The organism is Streptomyces sp. NPDC008125, from assembly GCF_042957125.1.
Taxonomy (GTDB): domain Bacteria; phylum Actinomycetota; class Actinomycetes; order Streptomycetales; family Streptomycetaceae; genus Streptomyces.
This window is the reverse complement of the sequence record NZ_JBIBHR010000024.1, coordinates 57,185-76,883: the sequence shown is the minus strand read 5'-3', so window position 1 is coordinate 76,883 and position 19,699 is coordinate 57,185. Positions and strand designations below refer to the sequence as shown.

Below are 19,699 nucleotides of genomic sequence, written 5' to 3'. Positions count from 1 at the left end.
ATCTAAGGGCAGGCTAACCTAAGCCGCATGAAAGCTGGTGAGAGCATTTCCGGCACGGCGTACGCCCCTTCGGCGGCCGGCGTGCCACAGACGCGCGGTCACGGACTGTCCGCGGAGGCGGTGACCGTCGCCTACGGCCGTACGGACGTCGTGCACGCGGCGAGCCTCGCTCTGCGGCCCGCCGAGGTGACCGCGCTGGTGGGGCCCAACGGCAGCGGCAAGTCGACGCTGCTGCGTACTCTCGCCCGGCTCCAGAACGCGCGCAGCGGCTCGCTCACCGTGGACGCCGGCACCGACGGGGCCACCGACGGCTTCGCGCTCGGTGCCCGCGAATTCGCGCGGTGCGTCGCGCTGCTGACGCAGTCCCGGTCCACTCCGGGCGGTCTCAGCGTGCGGGACGTGGTCGAGTTCGGCCGCTATCCGCACCGGGGCCGCTGGGGTCGTCCGGACCCGGACGGCGCCGCCGCGGTGGACCGCGCCCTCGCCCTCACCGGCGTCGAGGACCTCGCCGGGCGGGGCGTCGAACAGCTCTCCGGCGGGCAGCTCCAGCGCGTGTGGCTCGCGAGCTGCCTGGCGCAGGAGACGGGCGTCCTGCTCCTGGACGAGCCGACCACCTACCTCGACCTCCGCTACCAGGTCGAACTCCTCGACCTGATGCGCGATCTCGCCGACCTCCACGGCATCGCCGTGGGTGTCGTCCTCCACGACCTCGACCAGGCGGCGTCCGTCGCCGACCGGGTCGCTCTGCTCCACGCGGGACGCGTCGTCGCCGACGGCACGCCCGAGGACGTGTTCACTCCGGAACTGCTGTCCGACGTCTACGGCATCCGTATCGACGTCGACACCGATCCGTCGACCGGCAGGCTGCGCACCCGCGCGATGGGCCGCCACCACTCCAGATCCGAAAGGCTCAGCACCTCCTCATGAAGCGTCACCTCATCGCCGCGGCCACCGTCGCCGTCGCCGCCCTCTCGCTGACCGCCTGCGGCACCTCGGAGCCGTCCACCGACGACTCCGCCGCCTCCGCGAAGCCCGCCTCGCAGAAGATCACCGTCACCGACGCCACCGGCACCAAGGTGACCCTCGACGGGCCCGCCACCAAGGTCGTCACCACCGAGTGGAACGTGACCGAGGACCTGGTCGCCCTCGGCGTCGCCCCCGTGGGAGTGGCGGACGTGAAGGGGTACACCGCATGGGACACCGCGGCCCCGCTGACCGGCAACCCGAAGGACATCGGCACCCGTGGCGAGCCGAGCATGGACACGGTCGCGGCCCTCGCGCCGGACCTCGTGGTCGCCACCGACGACCTCTCCCCCGACGTCGTGGCGCAGCTGCGCAAGGTCGCCCCGGTCATCCAGGTGACCTCCGCCGACGGTGCCGACCAGGTCGGCACGATGACCGAGGGTCTCGACCTCATAGCCCAGGCCACCGGCAGGACCGCCGAGGCGGACTCGGTGAAGAAGGAGTTCGAGGCGAACATCGCCAAGAACAAGAAGGCCCTGGAGGACGCCGGTCTCGGTGGCGCCTCGATCGCCTCCGCCGACGGTTACGTCGACGCCAACCAGGTCTCCGTCCGCGCCTACACGGCCAAGTCCCTGCTGGGCGCGGTCAACGAGCAGCTCGGCCTGAAGAACGCCTGGAAGGTGGAGGGCGACAAGGCGTACGGCCTCGCGACCACCGACGTCGAGGGTCTCACCAAGCTCGGTGACGTCCACTTCACCTACGTCGCCAACGACGTGGACGGCGACGCGTTCGCCGACAACCTCTCGAAGAACGCGGTCTGGAAGTCGCTCCCGTTCGTCAAGGACGGCAACGTGCACCGGCTGCCCGACGGCGTCTGGATGTTCGGCGGCCCCCGCTCGATGGAGGCGTACGCCGACTCCCTCGTCGACGCCCTGACGAAGAAGTAGCGCGCCGTGGCCGTCATCGACAACACCGCGGTCGGCCGTGACCGCACCGCCGCGGTCACGACGGGCGCGGTCGCGGTGACGGCCGGGCTCGTCCTGCTCGTCCTGGTCCTCGCCGTCGTCGACATCACCCAGGGCACCGCAGACGTCGGCGCGTCGCAGGTCTGGGACGCGATTCTCGGCCGGGCCGACGCCGGGGACTCCTCCGTCGTCGTCGCGTCCCGGCTGCCGCGCATGGTCGCCGGCATCCTCGTCGGGCTGGCGCTCGGCGCGGCCGGTACCGCCCTCCAGGCCGTCAGCCGCAACGTCCTCGCCGCGCCGGACACCCTGGCGGTGAACGCCGGTTCGTACCTGGCGCTCGGCGTGGTCGCCGTCACGGGCGTCTCGCTGCCGTTCCTCGCCTCCTCCGGCGCCGCGTTCGTCGGCGGCCTCGCCGCCGCGGCCGTGGTACTCGGCCTCTCCGGGCTCGGCAAGGGGACGGTGCGTCTGGTCCTCGCGGGCAGTGCGCTGATGCTGGGTCTGAACGCGGTGACCGAGGCTCTGCTGCTGCTCTTCCCGCAGCGGACCGAGGGTCTCTACCGGTGGGGGCAGGGCGGCATCGGCCAGAACGGGTTCGACGGCGTCCAGCAAATGATCCCCTTCGTCGTGGTGGGGCTCGTCGGGCTGCTGCTCGTCGCGCGCCGGGTCGACGCGCTCGGCCTGGGCGACGACGCCGCGCGGGGGCTGGGCGTGCCGGTGCGGGGCACCCGTATCACCGCCGTCGTGCTCGCCACGCTGCTCTCCGCGGCGGCCGTCACGCTCGCCGGCCCGATCGGGTTCGTCGGCCTCTGCGCCCCCGCTCTGGTGCGCCCGCTCGCCCGCCGGTTCCGCGGGCTCCTGCGGTTCCGTGTCCAGATGCCCGTCGCCGGGCTGATGGGCGCCGCGCTCATCCTCGGCGCGGACGTGCTGCTGCGGGCTCTCGTGCCCGCCGATCTCGCCGTGGAGGTGCCCACGGGCGTCGTCACGACGGTGGTCGGCGGGGTCTTCCTGGTCGTGATGGCGCTCCGTACCCGGGACACCGCCTCGGCCGAGGCACCGGACCGGCTGCGGATACCCGGCCGGACGGCGTACCTGGTCACCGTGGTCGCGCTCGTCGTCGTGCTGGTCGGCGTGGTCGTCGTGGCGGTGCTCGTCGGCGACGCGAAGCTGCTGCTCGGGGACGTCGTGAACTGGGCGCAGGGCAAGTCCGGACGGGTCGTCACGTACGTGCTCGACACCCGGGTTCCCCGTGTGGTGGCAGCCCTCCTCGCGGGTGCGGCGCTGGCCCTGTCCGGCACCCAGGTGCAGGCGGTGACCCGCAACCCGCTCGCCGAGCCGGGCATCCTCGGTGTCACCGGCGGGGCGGGCCTCGGTGCGGTACTGATCGTCACCACCGTGACCGCCGCGAGTTCCTGGCTGATCGCCGGAGCGGCGTTCGCCGGGGCGGCGGTCGCCTCGGGGCTGGTCTTCGGGCTGGCGGCGCGCGGCGGTTTCGGGCAGAACCGGCTGGTCCTGCTCGGGATGGGGGTGTTCGCTACCACCACCGCGCTGATCAGCCTGGTCATCGTGCTCAGCGACCCGTTCGACACGACGCGGGCCCTGACCTGGCTGTCCGGCTCCACCTACGGCCGGAACTGGCCCGACGTGCTGCCGGTCGCGGTGGTGCTCACGGTGGGTCTGGTGTGGTCGGTGGTACGCCGCCGGGAGCTGGATCTCGTCGCGCTGGACGAGAACACCCCGAGGCTGCTCGGGCTGCACCTCACCCGGGCACGCCTCGGTTTCCTCGTGATGTCGGTGCTGCTGGCGGCGAGCGCGGTCGCGGCGGCGGGTCTCATCGGCTTCGTCGGCCTGGTCGCCCCGCACGCGGCGCGCGCGCTGGTCGGCCGGCGGCACGCACGGGTCGTCCCGGTCTCGGTGCTGCTCGGCGCGGTCCTGGTCTGTCTCGCGGACATGGCCGGCCGTACGGTGATCGCCCCGGCGCAGCTGGGCGCGGGACTGATGACGGCCGTCATCGGCGCCCCCTACTTCCTCTACCTGCTGGTACGTACGCGCCGCTGAGCCGCGTACGTACGTCGAACGCCCCGCTCCGGACACCGCGTCCGGGCGGGGCGCTCGTGCGTGCGGGCCGCTCTCAGTGGGCGAACTGGCAGATCCCGCGCGGCAGATAGGTGCCGTGGCCGGCGTGTCCGACGTACGAGCGGTCGTCGATCACCGGAACGCCGCGCGAGATCACGGTCTCCACCCGGCCCGTCAGGCGCTTGCCCTCGTACGCCGAGTAGTCGACGTTCATGTGGTGGGTCGCGGCCGAGACCGTCTGCTCGGCGTGCGGGTCGTAGATGACGATGTCGGCGTCGGAGCCGGGGGCGATGGTGCCCTTCTTCGGGTACAGCCCGAACATCCGGGCGGGGGTGGCGCAGGCGATCTCGATCCAGCGGCGGAGGCCGATGTGGCCGTCGACGACGGCCTGGTGGAGCAGGTCCATCCGGTTCTCGACACCGGGCATGCCGTTGGGGATCTTGGAGAAGTCGTCGCGCCCCAGCTCCTTCTGCCCCTTGAAGCAGAACGGGCAGTGATCGGTGGAGACGACCTGGAGGTCGTTGGTCCGCAGCCCGCGCCAGAGCGCCGCCTGGTGCTCCTTCGGCCGCAGCGGGGTGGAGCAGACGTACTTGGCGCCTTCGAAGCCGGGTTCGGCGAGGTTGTCCGTCGACAGGAAGAGGTACTGCGGACAGGTCTCGCCGAACACCGGGTGGCCCTCGTCCCGGGCGCGCGCGATCTCGGCGAGAGCCTCCTGCGCGGATACGTGGACGACGTAGAGGGGTGCCCCGGCCACCTGGCTGAGCTTGATCACCCGGTGGGTGGCCTCCGCTTCGAGCAGCGCTTTGCGGACCTCGCCGTGGTGGCGGGGGTCCCGTTCCCCTCGGGCGAGCGCCTGTTCGACCAGGACGTCGATGGCGAGGCCGTTCTCGGCGTGGGCCATCACCAGTCCGCCGTTGGAGCCCGCGCGCTGCATGGCCCGGAGGATCTGGCCGTCGTCGGAGTAGAAGACCCCCGGGTAGGCGGTGAAGAGCTTGAACGAGGTGACGCCGGCCGAGACGAGCTGGTCCATCTCCTTGAGCGAGGAGGCGTTCACGTCGGACATGATCATGTGGAAGCCGTAGTCGATCGCGCACTTCCCTCCGGCCTTCTCGTGCCAGGCGTCGAGTCCGGCTCCGAGGGACCCGCCCTTGGACTGGATGGCGAAGTCCACGATGGTCGTGGTGCCGCCCCAGGCCGCGGCCAGGGTCCCGGTCTCGAAGGTGTCGGAGGCGTACGTACCGCCGAACGGCATCTCCATGTGGGTGTGGGCGTCCACCCCGCCCGGAATGACGTACTTCCCGGTGGCGTCGATCCTCCGTCCGGTCCAGCCCTCGGCCGTGTCGCTGCCGTGGGCGGCGAGCGCGACGACCCGGCCCCCCTCGATCAGCACGTCGGCGTGGATCTCGTCGGACGCGGTGACGACCAGACCGCCGTGGATCACGGTGCGGCTCATATGCCTCTCCTCGCTGTGCCGGGAAGGGACCGGACCCACGGGGACGGGACCCGGTGCGTGGTGAAGAAGGGAAGCGGCGAGAACCCCGTGGCCTCCGCAGGGGCGGCGGGTCGTCTCCCGGCCCGCCGCCGTCCGGTCAGCCGGCCGCGCGCAGGGCCTCGCCCAGGATCGACGCGCCCTCCTCCGCCTCGGCGACCGAGAGGGAGAGCGGCGGGGCGATCCGCAGCACACTGGTGTCGTGCCCGCCGCCCTTGCCGATGAGCAGCCCGCCTTCGCGCGCCGCTTCGAGGACGGCCGCCGCGGCCTCCGGGTTCGCCCGGTCGGTGCCCGGCTCGGCCAGCTCGATCCCGATCATGAGACCGCGTCCGCGCACCTCGCGTACCGAGGGCACGCGGGCGGCGAGGGCCCGCAGGCGTTCGATGAGCAGTCCGCCGACCCGGCGGGCGTTGCCCTGGAGGTCGTGGTCGAGGAGGTACGTGAGGTTGGCCAGACCGGCCGCCATGGTGACGGGTGAACCGCCGAACGTCGAGATGGAGTTGGCGTCCAGGCAGTTCATCACCTCGGCGCGGGCCACCACTCCGCCGACGGACATGCCGTTGCCGATGCCCTTGGCGAAGGTGAGGATGTCCGGCGGCCCGTTCTCCGCGTGCGCCTGCCAGCCCCAGAAGTGGTCGCCGGTGCGGCCCCAGCCGGTCTGCACCTCGTCGGAGATCCACAGCACGCCGTGCCGGTCGAGCACGTCGCGGAAGGCGGCGTAGAGACCGTCCGGCGGCGAGGTGAAGCCGCCGACCCCCTGGACCGGCTCGGCGATGAGCGCGGCGGGCCCGCGGGTGTGCCCGAGCAGGTCCTCCAGGTCGCGCACGCACGCGGCGGTGAACTCGGCGTCGGTCAGCTCCGCGTACGGCCCCCGGGTACGCACCCCGCCGTGCACGTACAGCGTCTGCAGCGGGGAGAGACTGGTGGGCGACCAGCCCCGGTTGCCGGTGACGGAGACCGTCGAGAACGATCTGCCGTGGTAGCTGTTGCGCATCGCGAGGATCTGGTTGGACCCCCGGAACGTGGTGGCGAGCAGCAGGGCCGTGTCGTTGGCCTCGGTGCCGGAGGTGGTGAAGAAGACGCGCGCGTCGGGGATGCCGGAGAGGGTCGCGACGCGCTCGGCCAGGTCCACCAGCGGGCGGTTGAGGTAGAGGGTGGACGAGTGGACGATCCGTCCGGCCTGCTCGCTGATCGCCTTCGTCACCTCGGGGAGCGCGTGCGCGGTCATCGTGGTGAGGATGCCGCCGAAGAAGTCCAGGTAGCGGTTGCCGTCCGCGTCCCAGACGTGGCGCCCCTCGCCGTGGGTGATCTCCAGGGGCCGCTCGTAGTAGAGGGTGAGCCAGTCGGGGCTGACGGCGCGGTGGCGCGCGTGGAGGGCCGTCACGGCTCCACCAGTCCGTCGTAGGCGTCCGGTCGGCGGTCGCGGTAGAAGGCCCACTGGTTGCGAACCTCCTCGATCAGGTCGAAGTCCAGGTCCCTGACGAGGAGTTCCTCCTCCTTGTCGCTGGCGACCTCGCCGACGAACCGGCCGCGGGGGTCGACGAAGTAACTCGTGCCGTAGAAGTCGTTGTCGCCGTACTCCTCCCGGCCGACCCGGTTGATCGCGGCGATGAAGTACTCGTTGGCGACGGCCGAGGCGGGCTGCTCCAACTGCCAGAGGTAGCTGGAGAGTCCGCGCGAGGTGGCGGACGGGTTGTAGACCAGCTGCGCTCCGTTGAGTCCGAGCTGGCGCCATCCCTCGGGGAAGTGCCGGTCGTAGCAGATGTAGACGCCCACCTTGCCGACCGCCGTGTCGAAGACGGGCCAGCCGGCGTTCCCGGGCTTGAAGTAGTACTTCTCCCAGAACCCCTTGACCTGCGGAATGTGGTGCTTGCGGTACTTGCCGAGGTACGAGCCGTCGGCGTCGATCACCGCGGCGGTGTTGTAGTAGAAGCCCGACTGCTCGATCTCGAAGACGGGCACCACGACGACCATGCCGGTCTCGCGGGCCAGGTCCTGCATCCGGGAGACCGTGGGACCGTCCGGCACGGGTTCGGCCCAGCGGTAGTGCTCGGGCTCCTGCACCTGGCAGAAGTACGGGGCGTTGAACACCTCCTGGAACCCGATGATCTTCGCCCCCTGCCGGGCGGCCTCGCGCGCGTGCTCCTCATGTTTGGCGATCATGGATTCGGTGTCGCCCGTCCAGGTCGCCTGGACGAGTGCGGCGCGAACGACGTGGGACATGAGCTGCTCCTTCGACGCGACGTCAGAGCCTCTACGCGTTTTCTACGCGGGTGGACACGGAAGGTAGGAGGAGAACGTAAGCCCCTCCCCACGGCGGGGCAAGACCGTCGCCGTGAACCGGCCGAGTCGATCACGTTTCGCGCCCGAGGGGTGCGCAACCCCGCCGGGACACGCCGGATGCAGCCCGTACGGGCCCGTAGGGCTCATGCGTGACGGCCCGTCAGACATCGGGGACGCCCGCGACCCGCAGGGCGTGCACCAGGTCCCACTCCCGGGCCGTCGACACTTTGCGGGCCGCCGCGAGCAGTTGCGGCACGAGATGGACCGGCCCCGCCCCGGCGATCCGTGCGGCCTCGTGCGGGGACCTGACGCGGACGAACGCGCCCAGCAGCTCCTCCGCCTCGGCCTCGCGGCCCGCCAGGTCCAGCGCGACCGCCGCGTCGGCGATCTCCTCGGCCGTCCGGGAGGCGCCCTGCCGCAGAAGGTACCCGCAGTCCTCGTCGCGCCCGGCCCCGGCGAGGGCACCGACCGCCGCGGCCAGCCCGGCGGGCGGCAGCGAGGACACCTCCCACAACAGGGTGGCCCAGTCGGCGTCGAGGCCGGCGAGCCCGAGCGCCACGGCGAGTACCGGCAGCCGCCCGGCCGGCCAGGCGGCCGCCTCGCAGAGCACGGCGTACGCCTCTCCCGTACGCCCCTCCGCGCGCATCGCCAGGAGCAGCGCGACCACGTCGGCCGCCGCCCGCACCGCCGCCGTATCCACGGCCGGGGCCGGCCCCGGCGTCTCGGCACTCTCCCCCGCCTCGCGGGCCGCGCCGCCGAAACGGGCCCCCCGCGGCTTCGGGGCGGACGGCGCGGCGGAGGGTAGCAGTGGGAGCACCGAGGGCGCGGGCCCGTCGCCGGCCTCCAGGCCGGCGAACCGGGCACCCCTCGGCCTGCCGCGCACGGTCTTCGGCGCGGGGGCGGCGGGCTCGGGAGCCGCGGGGTTACGCGGTGCGGGACTTGGCGGTGCTGGGTGACGCGGCGCGGGACTTGGCGGTGCGGGGTGACGCGGTCCGGGACTTGGCCGTTCGGGGTGACGCGGCGCGGGAACGGCGAGTGGCGAACCGGCCTGCGGTGTAGGGGCGTTCGGCACACCCCGATCCCGTAAGGCGGGTCCGGAAACTCCGGCCGGTGGGGAAGATCCGTCGGACCGTGCGGCTCCCTCGTACGGGCCCGCCTCCTCCCGGAACCAGTTGCGCGGGGCGGTGATCGCGCCGAGGCGGCTGCGGAGTTCGGCGCACCGCGCGGAGGCGCGCCGGTGGTCGTCCTGGGCCCAGGCGAGCGCCTGCCGGTCGGGCTGGGCACCGCCCGCCTCTGCGGCGCGCACCCGCCGGGCCGCCTCCTCCTGCTCGCGGGCCATCAACTCCAGCCGCTGGTGCAGCTCTTGGCGCCCGCCCGGGCGCCGGTCGTGGGCCGCCGCCGAAGCCGCGTAGAGCGAGGCGGCACGCACGGACTCCCGTTCGGCGTGTTGCGCGCCGTAGGAGGCGGCCAGATCCTGGAGGAGCGACTCGACCACGTCCCAGGGCGGGATCTCGACCCCCTCGAAGCAGGCCCGCATCCCGGCGGGATCACGCCGGGTGAAGACCCCGTACCAACCGCTGCCGGGGTCCAGACGGGCGGCGAGCTCCCCCAGGAACCGCGCGAACACGTCCACTTCGCCCACTTGCTGATGCACCGTCATCGCCGCCCTCGTCGGCCCTCGGCTGGAACCCTCCAGTCAGCTCGCATTCGACCGCAGACGTGTTACGGCGCGGCTACGCCCTCTTTTCGACTACGAGGCGCCGGGGGCGCGAGCCGCACGGCTGTACGAGTTCACGCCCGGGGCCGCGCACCCGCTCAGAAGGTCACGGCGATTCCGGTGTGGGGCCGCTTTCCGAGCCGCACGACCATGGCCGGCCGGTCGACCAGCCAGAACTTCCAGGTGTACTTGCGGGACAGCGCCTTGCGTACGGTCGCCATGCCAGCCCCCTCGACGAGCCGGGCGGTCCCCTCCGCGCTGGGGGCACCTTCGGCGATCCGGCCCTTGACGTCGCAGACCGTGACGCGGACCCGGGAGGTACGGCGCAGCCGCTTCACCTTCCACGAGTCCGAGCGGGTCCAGACGTAGAGCGTTGCACCGTCGGCCGCGGCCCATACGGGGGTGGCGACGGGGGTGCCGTCCTTGCGGTAGGTGGTCAGGCTGACGTACTCGCTGCGGGCGAAGTCCTGGAGAGTCACACCCCGACCCTAAGCGCTGCCACCCGTGAGCCCGAGCGCCGCCCGTCAGGCTCCGAGCGGCAGCAGCTCACCGGCCGGCACGGCCGACGCCCGCCCACCCCTCTCCACCGCACCGGACTCCACCGCACCGGGCTCCACCGCACCGGTGTCTTCGGCGTCGGCCTCTTCGGCGCAGCCCGCGAGGATCTCGTCCAGCGTGAGCCCGAGGGCGGCCGCGATGGCCGCCACCGTGAAGAAGGCGGGTGTCGGGGCGCGGCCGGTCTCGATCTTGCGGAGGGTTTCGGCGGAGAGGCCGGCACTCGCGGCGACGGCGACCATGCTGCGCTCGCCGCGAGCCTCACGGAGCAGAGCGCCGAGCCGCTCGCCGCGGCGGCGCTCTTCGGGTGTCAGGGGCGTACGGACCATGCCGTCATTCTAATACCGGATCGACCGGTATAGTAATTGGCAGGGTGCGCCTCTTGGCAGACACGTCCATCGCCGCGACGCGCGAGGCCGGCCGGATCGTGGCCCGGATGCCGAGCGCCGCACGCGAGGCGGCGCAGATCGGTGTCAGCCCGCGCGAGACCGACGTGGTGGCGCACTGGGTGCCGCGCGGGGCGGGAGCGGGGTCGCCCTTCTCCTGCGCTCCGGACCACCGACGGCAGCCGGGCCGCCCAGCAGACGGTGGCCATCACCGACGAGGGTCCCCGCATGCTGACGTCGCTCCGACCGCTGCGGCGGGCGGCCCGTACCTGCCGCGGACCGCCCGCCGCAGCTGCCGGTCGGTGCCGGCCGTGGGTCGGCACCGGCCTGTGATCAGCGCCGGCCGTGGACCAGAGCGTCGATCAGCGCCGGGCCGTCGACAGGCACCGGCCCCCGATCAGCGTCGACCGTTGCTCGGCGTCACCACCATCGCCGAGCCGCCGCCCCGGCGTACGGGCTCGGCCGCCGCCAGCCACCGCCCGTCGGGCAGCCGCTCGACCCCGGTGGCCGCACCGATCTCCGGGTTCAGCTTGAACACGTGCCCGAGGGACTCCAGCCGGGCCCTCAACGGACTCTCCCAGAGCGCGGGTTCGATCTCGGTGGCCGCCGCGTTGCGCTGGCTGGCGCGGGGCGCGGCGATGGCGTCGACGAGCGGCAGCCCGCGGTCGAGCCGGCCGGTCAGGGTCTGGAGCACGGTGGTGATGATGGTGGCCCCACCGGGCGAGCCGAGCGCCAGCACCGGCTTGCCGTGGTCGAGGACGATCGTCGGCGAGATCGACGAGCGCGGGCGCTTGCCCGGACCGGGCAGGTTCGGGTCGTGCACGGCCGGGTTGGCGGGCGCGAAGGAGAAGTCCGTCAGCTCGTTGTTGAGCAGGAAGCCGCGCCCGGGCACCGTGATGCCGCTGCCGCCGGTCGACTCGATGGTGAGGGTGTAGGCGACGACGTTGCCCCACTTGTCGGCGGCCGTCAGGTGCGTGGTGTTCTCCCCCTCGTACGTCGTCGGGGCGACGGTCCCGCCCGTCGCGCAGGGCGTCGGGGAGTTCGGGTCGCCGGGGGCCAGCGGGCTGGTCAGCACGGTGTCGTCGCGGATCAGGCAAGCGCGCGAGTCGGCGAACCTCTGACTGAGCAGTCCGGCCGTGGGGACGTCCTCGAACGCGGGGTCGCCGACCCAGCGCCCCCGGTCCGCGAAGGCGATCCGGCTCGCCTCGATGAACCGGTGCAGGTACTGCGCCTCGCTCGCCCCGGCGAGGTCGGTGGACTCCAGGATGTTGAGGGCCTCGCCGACGCTGGTCCCGCCGGACGAGGAGGGCGCGATGCCGTAGACGTCGAGCCCCCGGTAGCCCACCTTGGTCGGCGCCTGCTTCAGCGCCCGGTACGCCTTGAGGTCCTGGGCGTTCAGATCACCGGCCCGGGCGACGCGGCCGGACGCCGGGTCGACGGGAGGCCTCCGCACGGTGCGCACGATGTCCTCTCCCAGGTCGCCGCGGTAGAGCTCCTCGACGCCTTCGCGGCCGAGCTTCTCGTACGTACGGGCCAGGTCGGGGTTCTTGAACACCGAACCCACCACGGGGAGTTCGCCCCCGGGCAGGAAGAGTTTCGCGGTGGCCGGGAAGTCGGCGAACCGCTCCTGGTTCCCCTCGGTCTGGCTGCGGAAGGTGCTGTCCACGACGAACCCGTCGCGGGCCAGGCGCTCGGCGGGCTTCAGCAGGGTGCCGAGCGACTTGGTGCCCCAGGCGTCGAGCGCCTTGTCCCAGGTGGCGGGGGTGCCGGGGGTGCCGACGCTGAGACCGCTGGTGACGGCGTCGTTGAAGGCGAGCGGCTTGCCGTCCTCCAGGAAGAGCGAGGAGTCGGCGCTGCGGGGCGCCGTCTCACGGCCGTCGATGGTCTGCACGGTACGGGACTTGGCGTCGTAGTGGACGAAGTACCCGCCGCCTCCGATCCCGGCCGAGTACGGTTCGGTGACTCCGAGGGCGGCGGCCGTCGCCACGGCCGCGTCCACCGCGTTGCCACCCTTGCGCAGCACCTCGATGCCGGCCGCGGTGGCGTCCGCGTCCACGCTGGCCACCGCTCCCCCGTACCCGGCGGCCACCGGTGTCTTGGGCGGTGAGCCGGGTCGCGGCGACGATCCGGCGGGGGCTGCCGCCCCGACGGACGCCACCACGGCGAGCACGGCCAGGACCGATACGTTCCGCCCGACAGGACGACGCATGCGTACCTCCAGTTGACGATCGTCCGGGCAGACTAACCCCGGCCCGGCCGGATCGTCAGGACCGCCTCGGGCGGGCACCCCGGGTGCCCTCCGCGGTCTCCGGCCGCCCCCGACGACGTACGCGACGAGCCTTCCCACCGAGCCCGGGGACATGACCGCCCGGCTCCACCGGAGGCGCGGAGGGGCCGGTGGAGCCGGGCGCGGGACGGTGGCTCAGTGGCGTGTGAGCGGAGCCTCCGCCCGTGACTCGTCGCTTCGCGCCAGGGCCTTTTCCAGGGCCCAACGGCCCGGCCCCAGAGCCGCGATGAGAAGGAACGCCCAGCAGAACATCGCGGCCGCCTCGCCGCCGTTCTCGATGGGCAGAAGCGCGGATGTCTGGTGGGCGCTGAAGTAGGCGTACGCCATGGAGCCGGAGCAGATCACCGCCGATGCCCGGGTGCCATAGCCCACCAGCACCAGGACACCTCCGGCCAGCTGAATGAGTGCGGCCCACCAGCCGGGCCACTCCCACAGGCGCGGGGACGCGCCGTGGGGGCCTCCGAACACGCCGAACAGAGCCGCAGCCCCGTGGCAGGCGAACAGCAACCCGACGACGACGCGGAACAGTCCGAGCACACCGTCACGGTTCTTGTCGAGCAGACCCATCGGTTTCCTCACTCTCGTGTGGTCCCGGACCGGGGGTGTCCGTCCGGAAAGGGAGGGGCGGTCGGGTGGGGGTCCGGCACCACACGTCCGACGCGGGTGGAAGGGGACGGCGCCGGGGCGGGGCTTCGGCACGGCCGAAGCCCCGTCACGGGCCGGCAAACAGGTTCGGCGGACGAGTCGGCCGGCGCCGGGTCGGGCGCCGGGTCGGGCGCCGGGTCAGGCGGCGGGTCGGGCGCCGGGTCAGGCGGTGGGGAAGTTGTCGGCGGTGCTGATCCGGCTCTTGAGCAGCGTGCCCGACTCGGTCAGCACGCCACTGCTGCTGTAGTCGCTGCCGTCACAGGTGCCGGGCCGGAAGGCCGCACTGCTCTCGGGGGCGTCGCTGTAGGTCCAGTTCGCGTAACCGATCTTCAGCTGGTCGAGCAGGTCCAGCCAGGCCGTGGTGCTCGTCCGGTCCAGCGTGCCGCCACCGGTGGCGCTCACGGTTCCGAACTCCGTCACGAACATGGGAAGTCGGGTGGCCGCCCTGCTCAGCGCGGCACGGTAGTTGTCCTTGTGGCTCGCGGCGTAGAAGTGGAACGCGTACATGATGTTGGCGGCGTTGACGGGGCTGTTGACGACCTCGCTCTCACTGGAACCGTCGGATACGCCCAGGGAGGACCAGCCCCGGGTGCCGACGACGACGACCGCGTCCGGGTCGGCGGCCCGGATCACCGGGATGACCTGCTCGGCGTAGCTCTTGATGGCCGCCCAGCTCACGCCGTTGGGCTCGTTGGCGATCTCGTAGATCACGTTCTTCTTGTTCGCGTTGCGGGCCGCGACGGACGCGAAGAACGTCTTGGCGCGCGCGAGGTTGTAGTTCGGGTCCCCCGGCGTCAGGGTGTGGAAATCGATCATCGCGTACAGGCCGCGGGCTTCGGCCATGTCGACGAGGCTGTTCACCCGGCTGGTGAAGCCGGCCGGGTCGGTCTCGTAGCCTTCTTCCTGCACGTACATGGCGATGCGCAGCAGGTCCGCCTTCCAGTCCTTCGCCAGGGCGTCCATGGAAGCGTCGTTGTAGCACCCGCTGAACCACTGGATGCCGTGGGTGCTCATCCCTCGCAGCTGGATGGGCCGGTTGTACTGGTTGCACAGGTTCACGCCGCAGACGTGCACCGGTCCGTTGATGCCCACGGGGGTGCCGGTGCCCGGGGCCGGCGTCGGGTCGGGCGTCGGGTCGGGCGTCGGGTTGCCGCCGACGACCGAGCCCGTGCAGGCGACGCCGTTCAGTGCGAACGCCGTGGGCTTCGGGTTGGCAGCCGTGAAGGAGCCGGTGAATCCCACGTCGGCCGCCGCGCCGGTGGCCAGCGCGCGGTTCCAGTCGAGGCCGGTGGCGGTGACCGTGGAACCGGACTGCGTCCACGTGGCGTTCCACCCCTGGACGAGCTTCTGCCCCGCGTCCGGCATGGCGATTGTGAGCGTCCACGCGGAGACGGGCTCGCCCAGGTTGGTGATCTTCACGCCGGCCTGGAAGCCACCCTGCCACTGGCTGGCGACCGTGTAGTCGACCTTGCATCCGGCGGCGGCCACCGCCTGAGGGCTGACCAGAGCCATGAGGCCCAGGACCGTCGCGCAGGTCGCCAGTAGAGCCAGAACGCGTTTCACAGCATTTCTCCTCGTGCGCAGGGGGGTTACGCGATGGGAGCGGTCCCGCAACGTGCGGTCCCGGGAGCGGTCCGTCCCGCCGTTCAGCGGTGCCGAACCTGGCGCGGGACCGTACGGAACCGACCGCTCATCGCCTTGACGGCGTCCCGCGGGCCGAACACGCCGGTCCGAAGGTCCTGGGGGTGCACCGCTACGGGGCGCGGGATTCGCGTGACCGGGGAACTGGAGTGGGAGCGCTCCCAATCTCGGGGGTCGCGCGGCACACCGTCAAGCTCTTGGACATGATTCGCCGCCACCGGTACGCACGAAAAGTTTCGGACCAGCCGGTTCGCCTGGCCCCTCGGACATTCCCGTCCGATGGGTTGTCAGGGGCATGGCGCGCTTCTACAGTTTTGGTGAACCTTTTATGGGAGCGCTCCCAGATCGGGCGGCAGGGGCACGCCCGATGCACTGACCGCCCTGTCCGGCCATCCCTCGCACGAGGCTGTTCCGCGGGCCGGTCGCCGCGCGCACCCGACGCTGTCGCCGCTGTACGCGCTCGGTCCCGCAGCCTCCTGCTCCAGAGAACCGCCCCTCGATGAACACAGGAGACCGGCCCCACCCGAAGGCAACCCCCACACACAGGCACTGGAGACTTCCATGGCTCAACGCAAGAACCGAATCGTCGCCCTGGCGGCGGCGCTCGCGACGCTGCTCGGCGGAATCGCCCTGGCCCTGGTGGGCCAGGGCAGCGCGCAGGCCCACGGTGTGACGATGACACCGGGGTCGCGGACCTACCTCTGCTGGCTGGACGCCAAGACCAGCACCGGTTCCCTGGACCCGACGAACCCGGCGTGCAAGGCCGCGCTCGCCGAGAGCGGCGCGAACTCGCTGTACAACTGGTTCGCCGTGCTCGACTCCAACGCCGGGGGACGAGGGGCGGGTTACGTCCCGGACGGAACACTGTGCAGCGCCGGAAACCGGTCGCCGTACAACTTCACCGGCTACAACGCCGCCCGCTCGGACTGGCCCCGCACGCACCTGACGTCCGGCGCCACGATCGAGGTCGATCACAGCAACTGGGCTGCGCACCCGGGCGAGTTCCGGGTGTACCTGTCCAAGGCCGGCTACTCCCCCGGCACCGAACTGGGCTGGGACGACCTGGATCTGATCCAGACCGTCAGCAACCCGCCGGCGATCGGATCACCGGGGACCGACGGCGGCCACTACTACTGGAACACGACCCTGCCGTCGGGCCGCTCCGGCGACGCGGTGATGTTCATCCAGTGGGTTCGCTCGGACAGCCAGGAGAACTTCTTCTCCTGCTCCGACATCGTCTTCGACGGCGGCAAGGGCGAGGTGACCGGTATCCGGGGCGCGGGCAGCACGCCGACGCCCACCCCGACGCCCACCCCGACGCCGACCCCGACGCCCACTCCGACGTCCACGCCGACACCCACCGACCCGCACACCGGCTGCATGGCCGTCTACAGCGTGACCAACTCCTGGAGCGGCGGTTTCCAGGGCTCCGTCGAAGTCATGAACCACGACACGGCGGCGCGCGACGGTTGGGCCGTGAAGTGGACGCCCGGTACGGGCACCAAGGTGAGCCAAGTGTGGAACGGCGCGCTGACCACCGGGTCCGACGGCAGTCTGACGGTCAAGAACGTCGACTACAACCGGACCGTCCCGGCGGACGGCAGCGTCACCTTCGGCTTCACGGCGACATCGACCGGCAACAACTTCCCGGTCGGCTCGATCGGCTGCGTCACCCCGTAGTCGCCGAAGGAAACAGCGCCGGTCCCGGCATCGGGCGGGAACCGGCGCTGTCCCGCCCCGGGCACTGTCCTGCCCGGACTCTGTCCGCCCCGGGCCCGGGCACTGCCCCGTCCCGGGCCCCGGCGTCGTCGGCTCGCCGGGGCCCGGCCCGGCCGGATCGTCCCGACCGCCTCGGACAGGGCCCCGTTGCCCGCTACTATCCCCGGCCATGACCGACGACGTACGCAACATCGTGCTGGGCGTCATGGCCGCAGGGATAAGCGCGGCTCTCGGCTGGCTCGCGCGCACCTACCTCTGGCGCCGCAGACTCCGCCGCAAACAGGCCTTCTTCGGGCTTCCCGCCAACTCCGAATGCCTGCTCGTCGTCAACCGGGACCCGGGGACGGACGGCGCGGTGCACCGCCACGACGTCTTCGCCCTGCTGGAGCTGTCGGCGATGATCAAGGAGTGCGGAGCGCACGCGCAGATCCTCTCCCACGACACGGCGCGCCAGGGCTTCGGCGAGCGTACGGAGTACTGCGTCGGCGGTCCGGGCTCCAACCGGCGCATGGCCGCCCACCTCCAGTCGCTGCTGCCCGGCGTGCGGGTGAACACCGACCGCGAGCCGGGCCCGGACCGGGCCTCCTTCCGCATCGGGACGGAGTACTACCCGGTGGAGAGCGGCGCCCTGGAACACGTACTGCTGGCCCGTCTGAGCATCGGCCGGGAGGCACGGCCGGTGTTCCTCTTCTGCGGCCAGCGCGCGATCACCAACCAGGCCGCCGCCCGCCATCTCATCCGCAATTACGAGAAGTTGGCGCGCACCCACCGCGACTCGACCTTCTGCCTGCTGCTGAAGGTCGTCAACTCCGATGCCTACGGCCCCGACATGGTGGAAGTGGTCGCGGACGTGACGCGCGCCGCGCAGACCCCCCTCCCGGCGGCGGCCCCCGCCGCCGAAGCCACCGGCTGAGCGGCAGCGCCTGCGGCACCGGCCCCGCACGCACGGTCGGGCCGCCGCCGTGGGTGCACGACGACGGCCCGGCCCGCGACGGCGGCATCCCGCAGGCGGAAGGCTTACGGCGAGGGCGTGGAAAAGGCGCCCGCGCAGGGGAGTTGGGCCTCGATCTGCGCCCGGGTCATCACCTTGCCCTGCTCCGTCATGCACTCGTCCGGGCCCAAGGTCACCGAGCGCAACCGCGAGAGGTCCACTTCACCGTCCTGGCCGGTACATCCGGGCACGGCCGTCCCGAACCGGGTCCGAACACATGGCGTCGGTAACGCGGAAACGGAGAACGGGCCTTCGTCGTGCATCCCCACGACGACGGCCCGTTCTCCGTCAACGGCACCTTCCGGTAGCTCGGTTGGGCAACGCCCCCTCTGCCTTCCGGCGGGTCACCGGCGTACAGCTGACCTTCTTCCCGCAGTGGGCGGCCGGGAAATGGCTTCCCGGGCCCGGCGCGCGGGAGGTGATCTCCGGCTGCTGGCCGGCCAGGGTGTCCGAGCTCGGTCCGCCGGACACCGTCAGGGCAACAGGGGTCCAGGTCCGGCCGGGGAAACCTCCACGGCCTCCGTCTTCGGGTTGCGGCGCTGGCGCTTGGCCATCCAGGTGGCGAACCACGAGAGGAGCATGCACATCCCGATGTAGATGGGGGAGATCACCATGACGACCGGGATGAACGGCAGGTCGTAGTCGAGGTTCGAGGCGATGAGCTTCCCCGCGTGGAGGAACTCCTCGTAGGTGATCAGGTATCCGAGCGAGGTGTCCTTCAGGGCCACCACGAGCTGGCTGATGATGGTCGGCATCATGGCGCGCACCGCTTGGGGCGCGAGTACGGAGGCCGTGACCTGGGTCTTGCGCATCCCCAGCGCGTACGCGGCCTCCCGCTGGCCGCGTTCCACGGAGTTGATGCCGGTACGGAACACCTCGGCGAGCACCGAGCCGTTGTACAGGGTCAGGCCGGCGACCAGGGCGGGCAGCGGCTGAACCTTCAGCGCCACGAAGATGAAGAAAATCATCACCAGTACGGGCATGGCCCGGAAGAACTCGACCAGCACGGTGGCGGTCCAGCGGACCGGCCGGTGCACGGAGAGCCGTCCGACCGCGAGCACCGCGCCGAGTGCCAGCGAGAGCACCGCCGCGTACGCGAACGCCTTGAGGGTGTTGCCCAGCCCGCGCAGCAGCAGCTCCTGGATTCCCTTGTAGGTGAAGGGGTTCCACTTGGCGGCGGTGAACTGGCCGGTGTCGAACAGGAGATAAACGACCCATCCGACGAGGGCGGCGACCACGATCGTGGCGGCGATCCCGTAGAGGAGGTGCCGCCTGCGGGCCTCGGGGCCCGGGATGTCGTAGAGGGCGGTGGCGGCGGGCAGGGCGTGGGTGGTCATCGGGCCACCCCCCAGCGCTTCTCCAGGACGGTGAAGAGCACGCTGATGGCCAGGGTGATGATCAGATAGCCGACGGCGATCCAGACGAAGGTCCAGATGATGCTGTAGCCCAGCTCGTTGAGGGTCTTGTAGGTGCCCAGCAGTTCGGTGACGCTGAACGCCCCGGCGATCGCCGAGTTCTTGGCGAGCGCGATGAGTGTCGAGCCGACCGGCGGGATCACCGAACGGAACGCCTGGGGCAGCACCACCGTGTTCAGGGTCTGCCCGAAGGACATGCCGAGACTGCGGGCGGCCTCCCCCTGGCCGGTGGGTACGGTGTTGATGCCGGAGCGCAGCACCTCACAGATGAAGGCCGAGGTGTAGCAGCCGAGCGCCAGCACGGCGAAGACGTTGAACGGCAGTACGAGGCCGAAGCGCGGCAGTCCGAGGAGGACGGCGAAGAAGAGCAGGGTGAGCGGGGTGTTGCGGAGCACCGTCACCCAGACGGTGCCGACGAGCCTGAGCGAGCCGACCGGGGCGACCCGGAAGGAGGCCATGACGAAGCCGAGCACGAGGGCCAGGAGCGAGGCGAAGACGGTGAGTTCGAGGGTGCCGAGGAACCCTTTGCCGTAGAGCGAGAAGTTGTCTGTCAGTACGTCCATGGTGGCC

17 protein-coding genes are annotated in these 19,699 nt (G+C 71.7%); 5 read left to right on the top strand and 12 right to left on the bottom strand.

What is annotated here, in order from left to right:
- Positions 1 to 27: 27 nt before the first annotated feature.
- The 3 genes from ACFZAX_RS31170 to ACFZAX_RS31160 are packed head-to-tail and all read left to right on the top strand — an operon-like array spanning position 28 to position 3,983.
- Positions 28 to 927 (top strand): ATP-binding cassette domain-containing protein, encoded by a 900-nt coding sequence (locus tag ACFZAX_RS31170; protein ID WP_390965662.1) that lies wholly within the window; start codon positions 28 to 30, stop codon positions 925 to 927.
- Entirely contained in the window at positions 924 to 1,910 is a 987-nt protein-coding gene (locus tag ACFZAX_RS31165) for an ABC transporter substrate-binding protein (protein ID WP_390965661.1), read from the top strand. Before ACFZAX_RS31170 ends, ACFZAX_RS31165 begins: the two co-directional genes overlap by 4 nt.
- A gap of 6 nt (positions 1,911 to 1,916) precedes the next feature.
- Entirely contained in the window at positions 1,917 to 3,983 is a 2,067-nt protein-coding gene (locus ACFZAX_RS31160) for a Fe(3+)-hydroxamate ABC transporter permease FhuB (RefSeq protein WP_390965660.1), read from the top strand.
- Positions 3,984 to 4,056: 73 nt separating this feature from the next.
- On the opposite strand, the gene hydA is transcribed toward ACFZAX_RS31160, so the two are convergent.
- The 9 genes from hydA to ACFZAX_RS31115 form a co-directional block, all read right to left on the bottom strand.
- Positions 4,057 to 5,454, bottom strand: coding sequence for a dihydropyrimidinase (gene hydA, locus ACFZAX_RS31155; RefSeq protein ID WP_390965659.1), 1,398 nt, complete (start codon positions 5,452 to 5,454; stop codon positions 4,057 to 4,059).
- A gap of 136 nt (positions 5,455 to 5,590) precedes the next feature.
- Positions 5,591 to 6,874, bottom strand: coding sequence for an aminotransferase class III-fold pyridoxal phosphate-dependent enzyme (locus tag ACFZAX_RS31150; protein WP_390965658.1), 1,284 nt, complete (start codon positions 6,872 to 6,874; stop codon positions 5,591 to 5,593).
- The gene (locus tag ACFZAX_RS31145; RefSeq protein ID WP_390965657.1) at positions 6,871 to 7,713 is read right to left on the bottom strand and encodes a nitrilase-related carbon-nitrogen hydrolase; all 843 of its coding nucleotides are present in this window, start codon (positions 7,711 to 7,713) and stop codon (positions 6,871 to 6,873) included. The genes ACFZAX_RS31150 and ACFZAX_RS31145 overlap by 4 nt, the downstream gene beginning before the upstream one ends.
- Positions 7,714 to 7,933: 220 nt before the next feature.
- Positions 7,934 to 9,433: a hypothetical protein gene (locus tag ACFZAX_RS31140; protein ID WP_390965656.1), complete on the bottom strand. Its 1,500-nt coding sequence runs from the start codon at positions 9,431 to 9,433 to the stop codon at positions 7,934 to 7,936.
- A 155-nt stretch (positions 9,434 to 9,588) separates the two neighbouring features.
- Entirely contained in the window at positions 9,589 to 9,969 is a 381-nt protein-coding gene (locus ACFZAX_RS31135; RefSeq protein WP_390965655.1) for a PPOX class F420-dependent oxidoreductase, read from the bottom strand.
- A gap of 45 nt (positions 9,970 to 10,014) precedes the next feature.
- Entirely contained in the window at positions 10,015 to 10,374 is a 360-nt protein-coding gene (locus ACFZAX_RS31130; RefSeq protein WP_390965654.1) for a helix-turn-helix domain-containing protein, read from the bottom strand.
- Between the two features lie 454 nt (positions 10,375 to 10,828).
- A complete protein-coding gene (ggt, locus tag ACFZAX_RS31125) occupies positions 10,829 to 12,640 on the bottom strand; it encodes a gamma-glutamyltransferase (protein ID WP_390965653.1) in 1,812 nt (603 codons plus the stop codon).
- 213 nt (positions 12,641 to 12,853) lie between these two features.
- Entirely contained in the window at positions 12,854 to 13,285 is a 432-nt protein-coding gene (locus ACFZAX_RS31120; protein WP_390965652.1) for a DoxX family membrane protein, read from the bottom strand.
- 240 nt (positions 13,286 to 13,525) lie between these two features.
- Positions 13,526 to 14,926 carry a cellulase family glycosylhydrolase gene (locus tag ACFZAX_RS31115; protein WP_390965651.1) on the bottom strand — a complete coding sequence of 467 codons (1,401 nt, stop codon included), beginning with the start codon at positions 14,924 to 14,926 and terminating at the stop codon, positions 13,526 to 13,528.
- Between the two features lie 639 nt (positions 14,927 to 15,565).
- Here ACFZAX_RS31115 and ACFZAX_RS31110 point away from each other — a divergent pair.
- Both ACFZAX_RS31110 and ACFZAX_RS31105 read left to right on the top strand, forming a co-directional pair.
- On the top strand, positions 15,566 to 16,684 hold the full coding sequence (locus ACFZAX_RS31110) for a lytic polysaccharide monooxygenase (protein WP_390965650.1): 1,119 nt from the start codon (positions 15,566 to 15,568) through the stop codon (positions 16,682 to 16,684).
- Between the two features lie 208 nt (positions 16,685 to 16,892).
- Positions 16,893 to 17,636: a hypothetical protein gene (locus tag ACFZAX_RS31105; RefSeq protein ID WP_390965649.1), complete on the top strand. Its 744-nt coding sequence runs from the start codon at positions 16,893 to 16,895 to the stop codon at positions 17,634 to 17,636.
- A gap of 104 nt (positions 17,637 to 17,740) precedes the next feature.
- Here ACFZAX_RS31105 and ACFZAX_RS31100 read toward each other — a convergent pair whose 3' ends face one another.
- From ACFZAX_RS31100 to ACFZAX_RS31090, 3 genes are all read right to left on the bottom strand, one after another.
- Entirely contained in the window at positions 17,741 to 17,905 is a 165-nt protein-coding gene (locus ACFZAX_RS31100; RefSeq protein ID WP_390965648.1) for a hypothetical protein, read from the bottom strand.
- 282 nt (positions 17,906 to 18,187) lie between these two features.
- Positions 18,188 to 19,051, bottom strand: a complete 864-nt coding sequence (locus tag ACFZAX_RS31095; RefSeq protein WP_390965647.1) for an ABC transporter permease subunit — start codon at positions 19,049 to 19,051, stop codon at positions 18,188 to 18,190.
- Complete coding sequence (locus ACFZAX_RS31090) at positions 19,048 to 19,692, bottom strand: ABC transporter permease subunit (RefSeq protein WP_390965645.1); 645 nt, start codon at positions 19,690 to 19,692, stop codon at positions 19,048 to 19,050. The genes ACFZAX_RS31095 and ACFZAX_RS31090 overlap by 4 nt, the downstream gene beginning before the upstream one ends.
- Positions 19,693 to 19,699: the final 7 nt, after the last annotated feature.

Excerpts from the sequence above, each read along its gene's own strand:
- ACFZAX_RS31170 (WP_390965662.1), top strand. The coding sequence starts at position 28 with ATGAAAGCTGGTGAGAGCATTTCCGGCACGGCGTACGCCCCTTCGGCG.
- ACFZAX_RS31165 (WP_390965661.1), top strand. The coding sequence starts at position 924 with ATGAAGCGTCACCTCATCGCCGCGGCCACCGTCGCCGTCGCCGCCCTC.
- hydA (WP_390965659.1), bottom strand. The coding sequence starts at position 5,454 with ATGAGCCGCACCGTGATCCACGGCGGTCTGGTCGTCACCGCGTCCGAC.
- ACFZAX_RS31145 (WP_390965657.1), bottom strand. The coding sequence starts at position 7,713 with ATGTCCCACGTCGTTCGCGCCGCACTCGTCCAGGCGACCTGGACGGGC.
- ACFZAX_RS31140 (WP_390965656.1), bottom strand. The coding sequence starts at position 9,433 with ATGACGGTGCATCAGCAAGTGGGCGAAGTGGACGTGTTCGCGCGGTTC.
- ACFZAX_RS31130 (WP_390965654.1), bottom strand. The coding sequence starts at position 10,374 with ATGGTCCGTACGCCCCTGACACCCGAAGAGCGCCGCCGCGGCGAGCGG.
- ggt (WP_390965653.1), bottom strand. The coding sequence starts at position 12,640 with ATGCGTCGTCCTGTCGGGCGGAACGTATCGGTCCTGGCCGTGCTCGCC.
- ACFZAX_RS31120 (WP_390965652.1), bottom strand. The coding sequence starts at position 13,285 with ATGGGTCTGCTCGACAAGAACCGTGACGGTGTGCTCGGACTGTTCCGC.
- ACFZAX_RS31110 (WP_390965650.1), top strand. The coding sequence starts at position 15,566 with ATGGCTCAACGCAAGAACCGAATCGTCGCCCTGGCGGCGGCGCTCGCG.
- ACFZAX_RS31105 (WP_390965649.1), top strand. The coding sequence starts at position 16,893 with ATGACCGACGACGTACGCAACATCGTGCTGGGCGTCATGGCCGCAGGG.
- ACFZAX_RS31095 (WP_390965647.1), bottom strand. The coding sequence starts at position 19,051 with ATGACCACCCACGCCCTGCCCGCCGCCACCGCCCTCTACGACATCCCG.
- ACFZAX_RS31090 (WP_390965645.1), bottom strand. The coding sequence starts at position 19,692 with ATGGACGTACTGACAGACAACTTCTCGCTCTACGGCAAAGGGTTCCTC.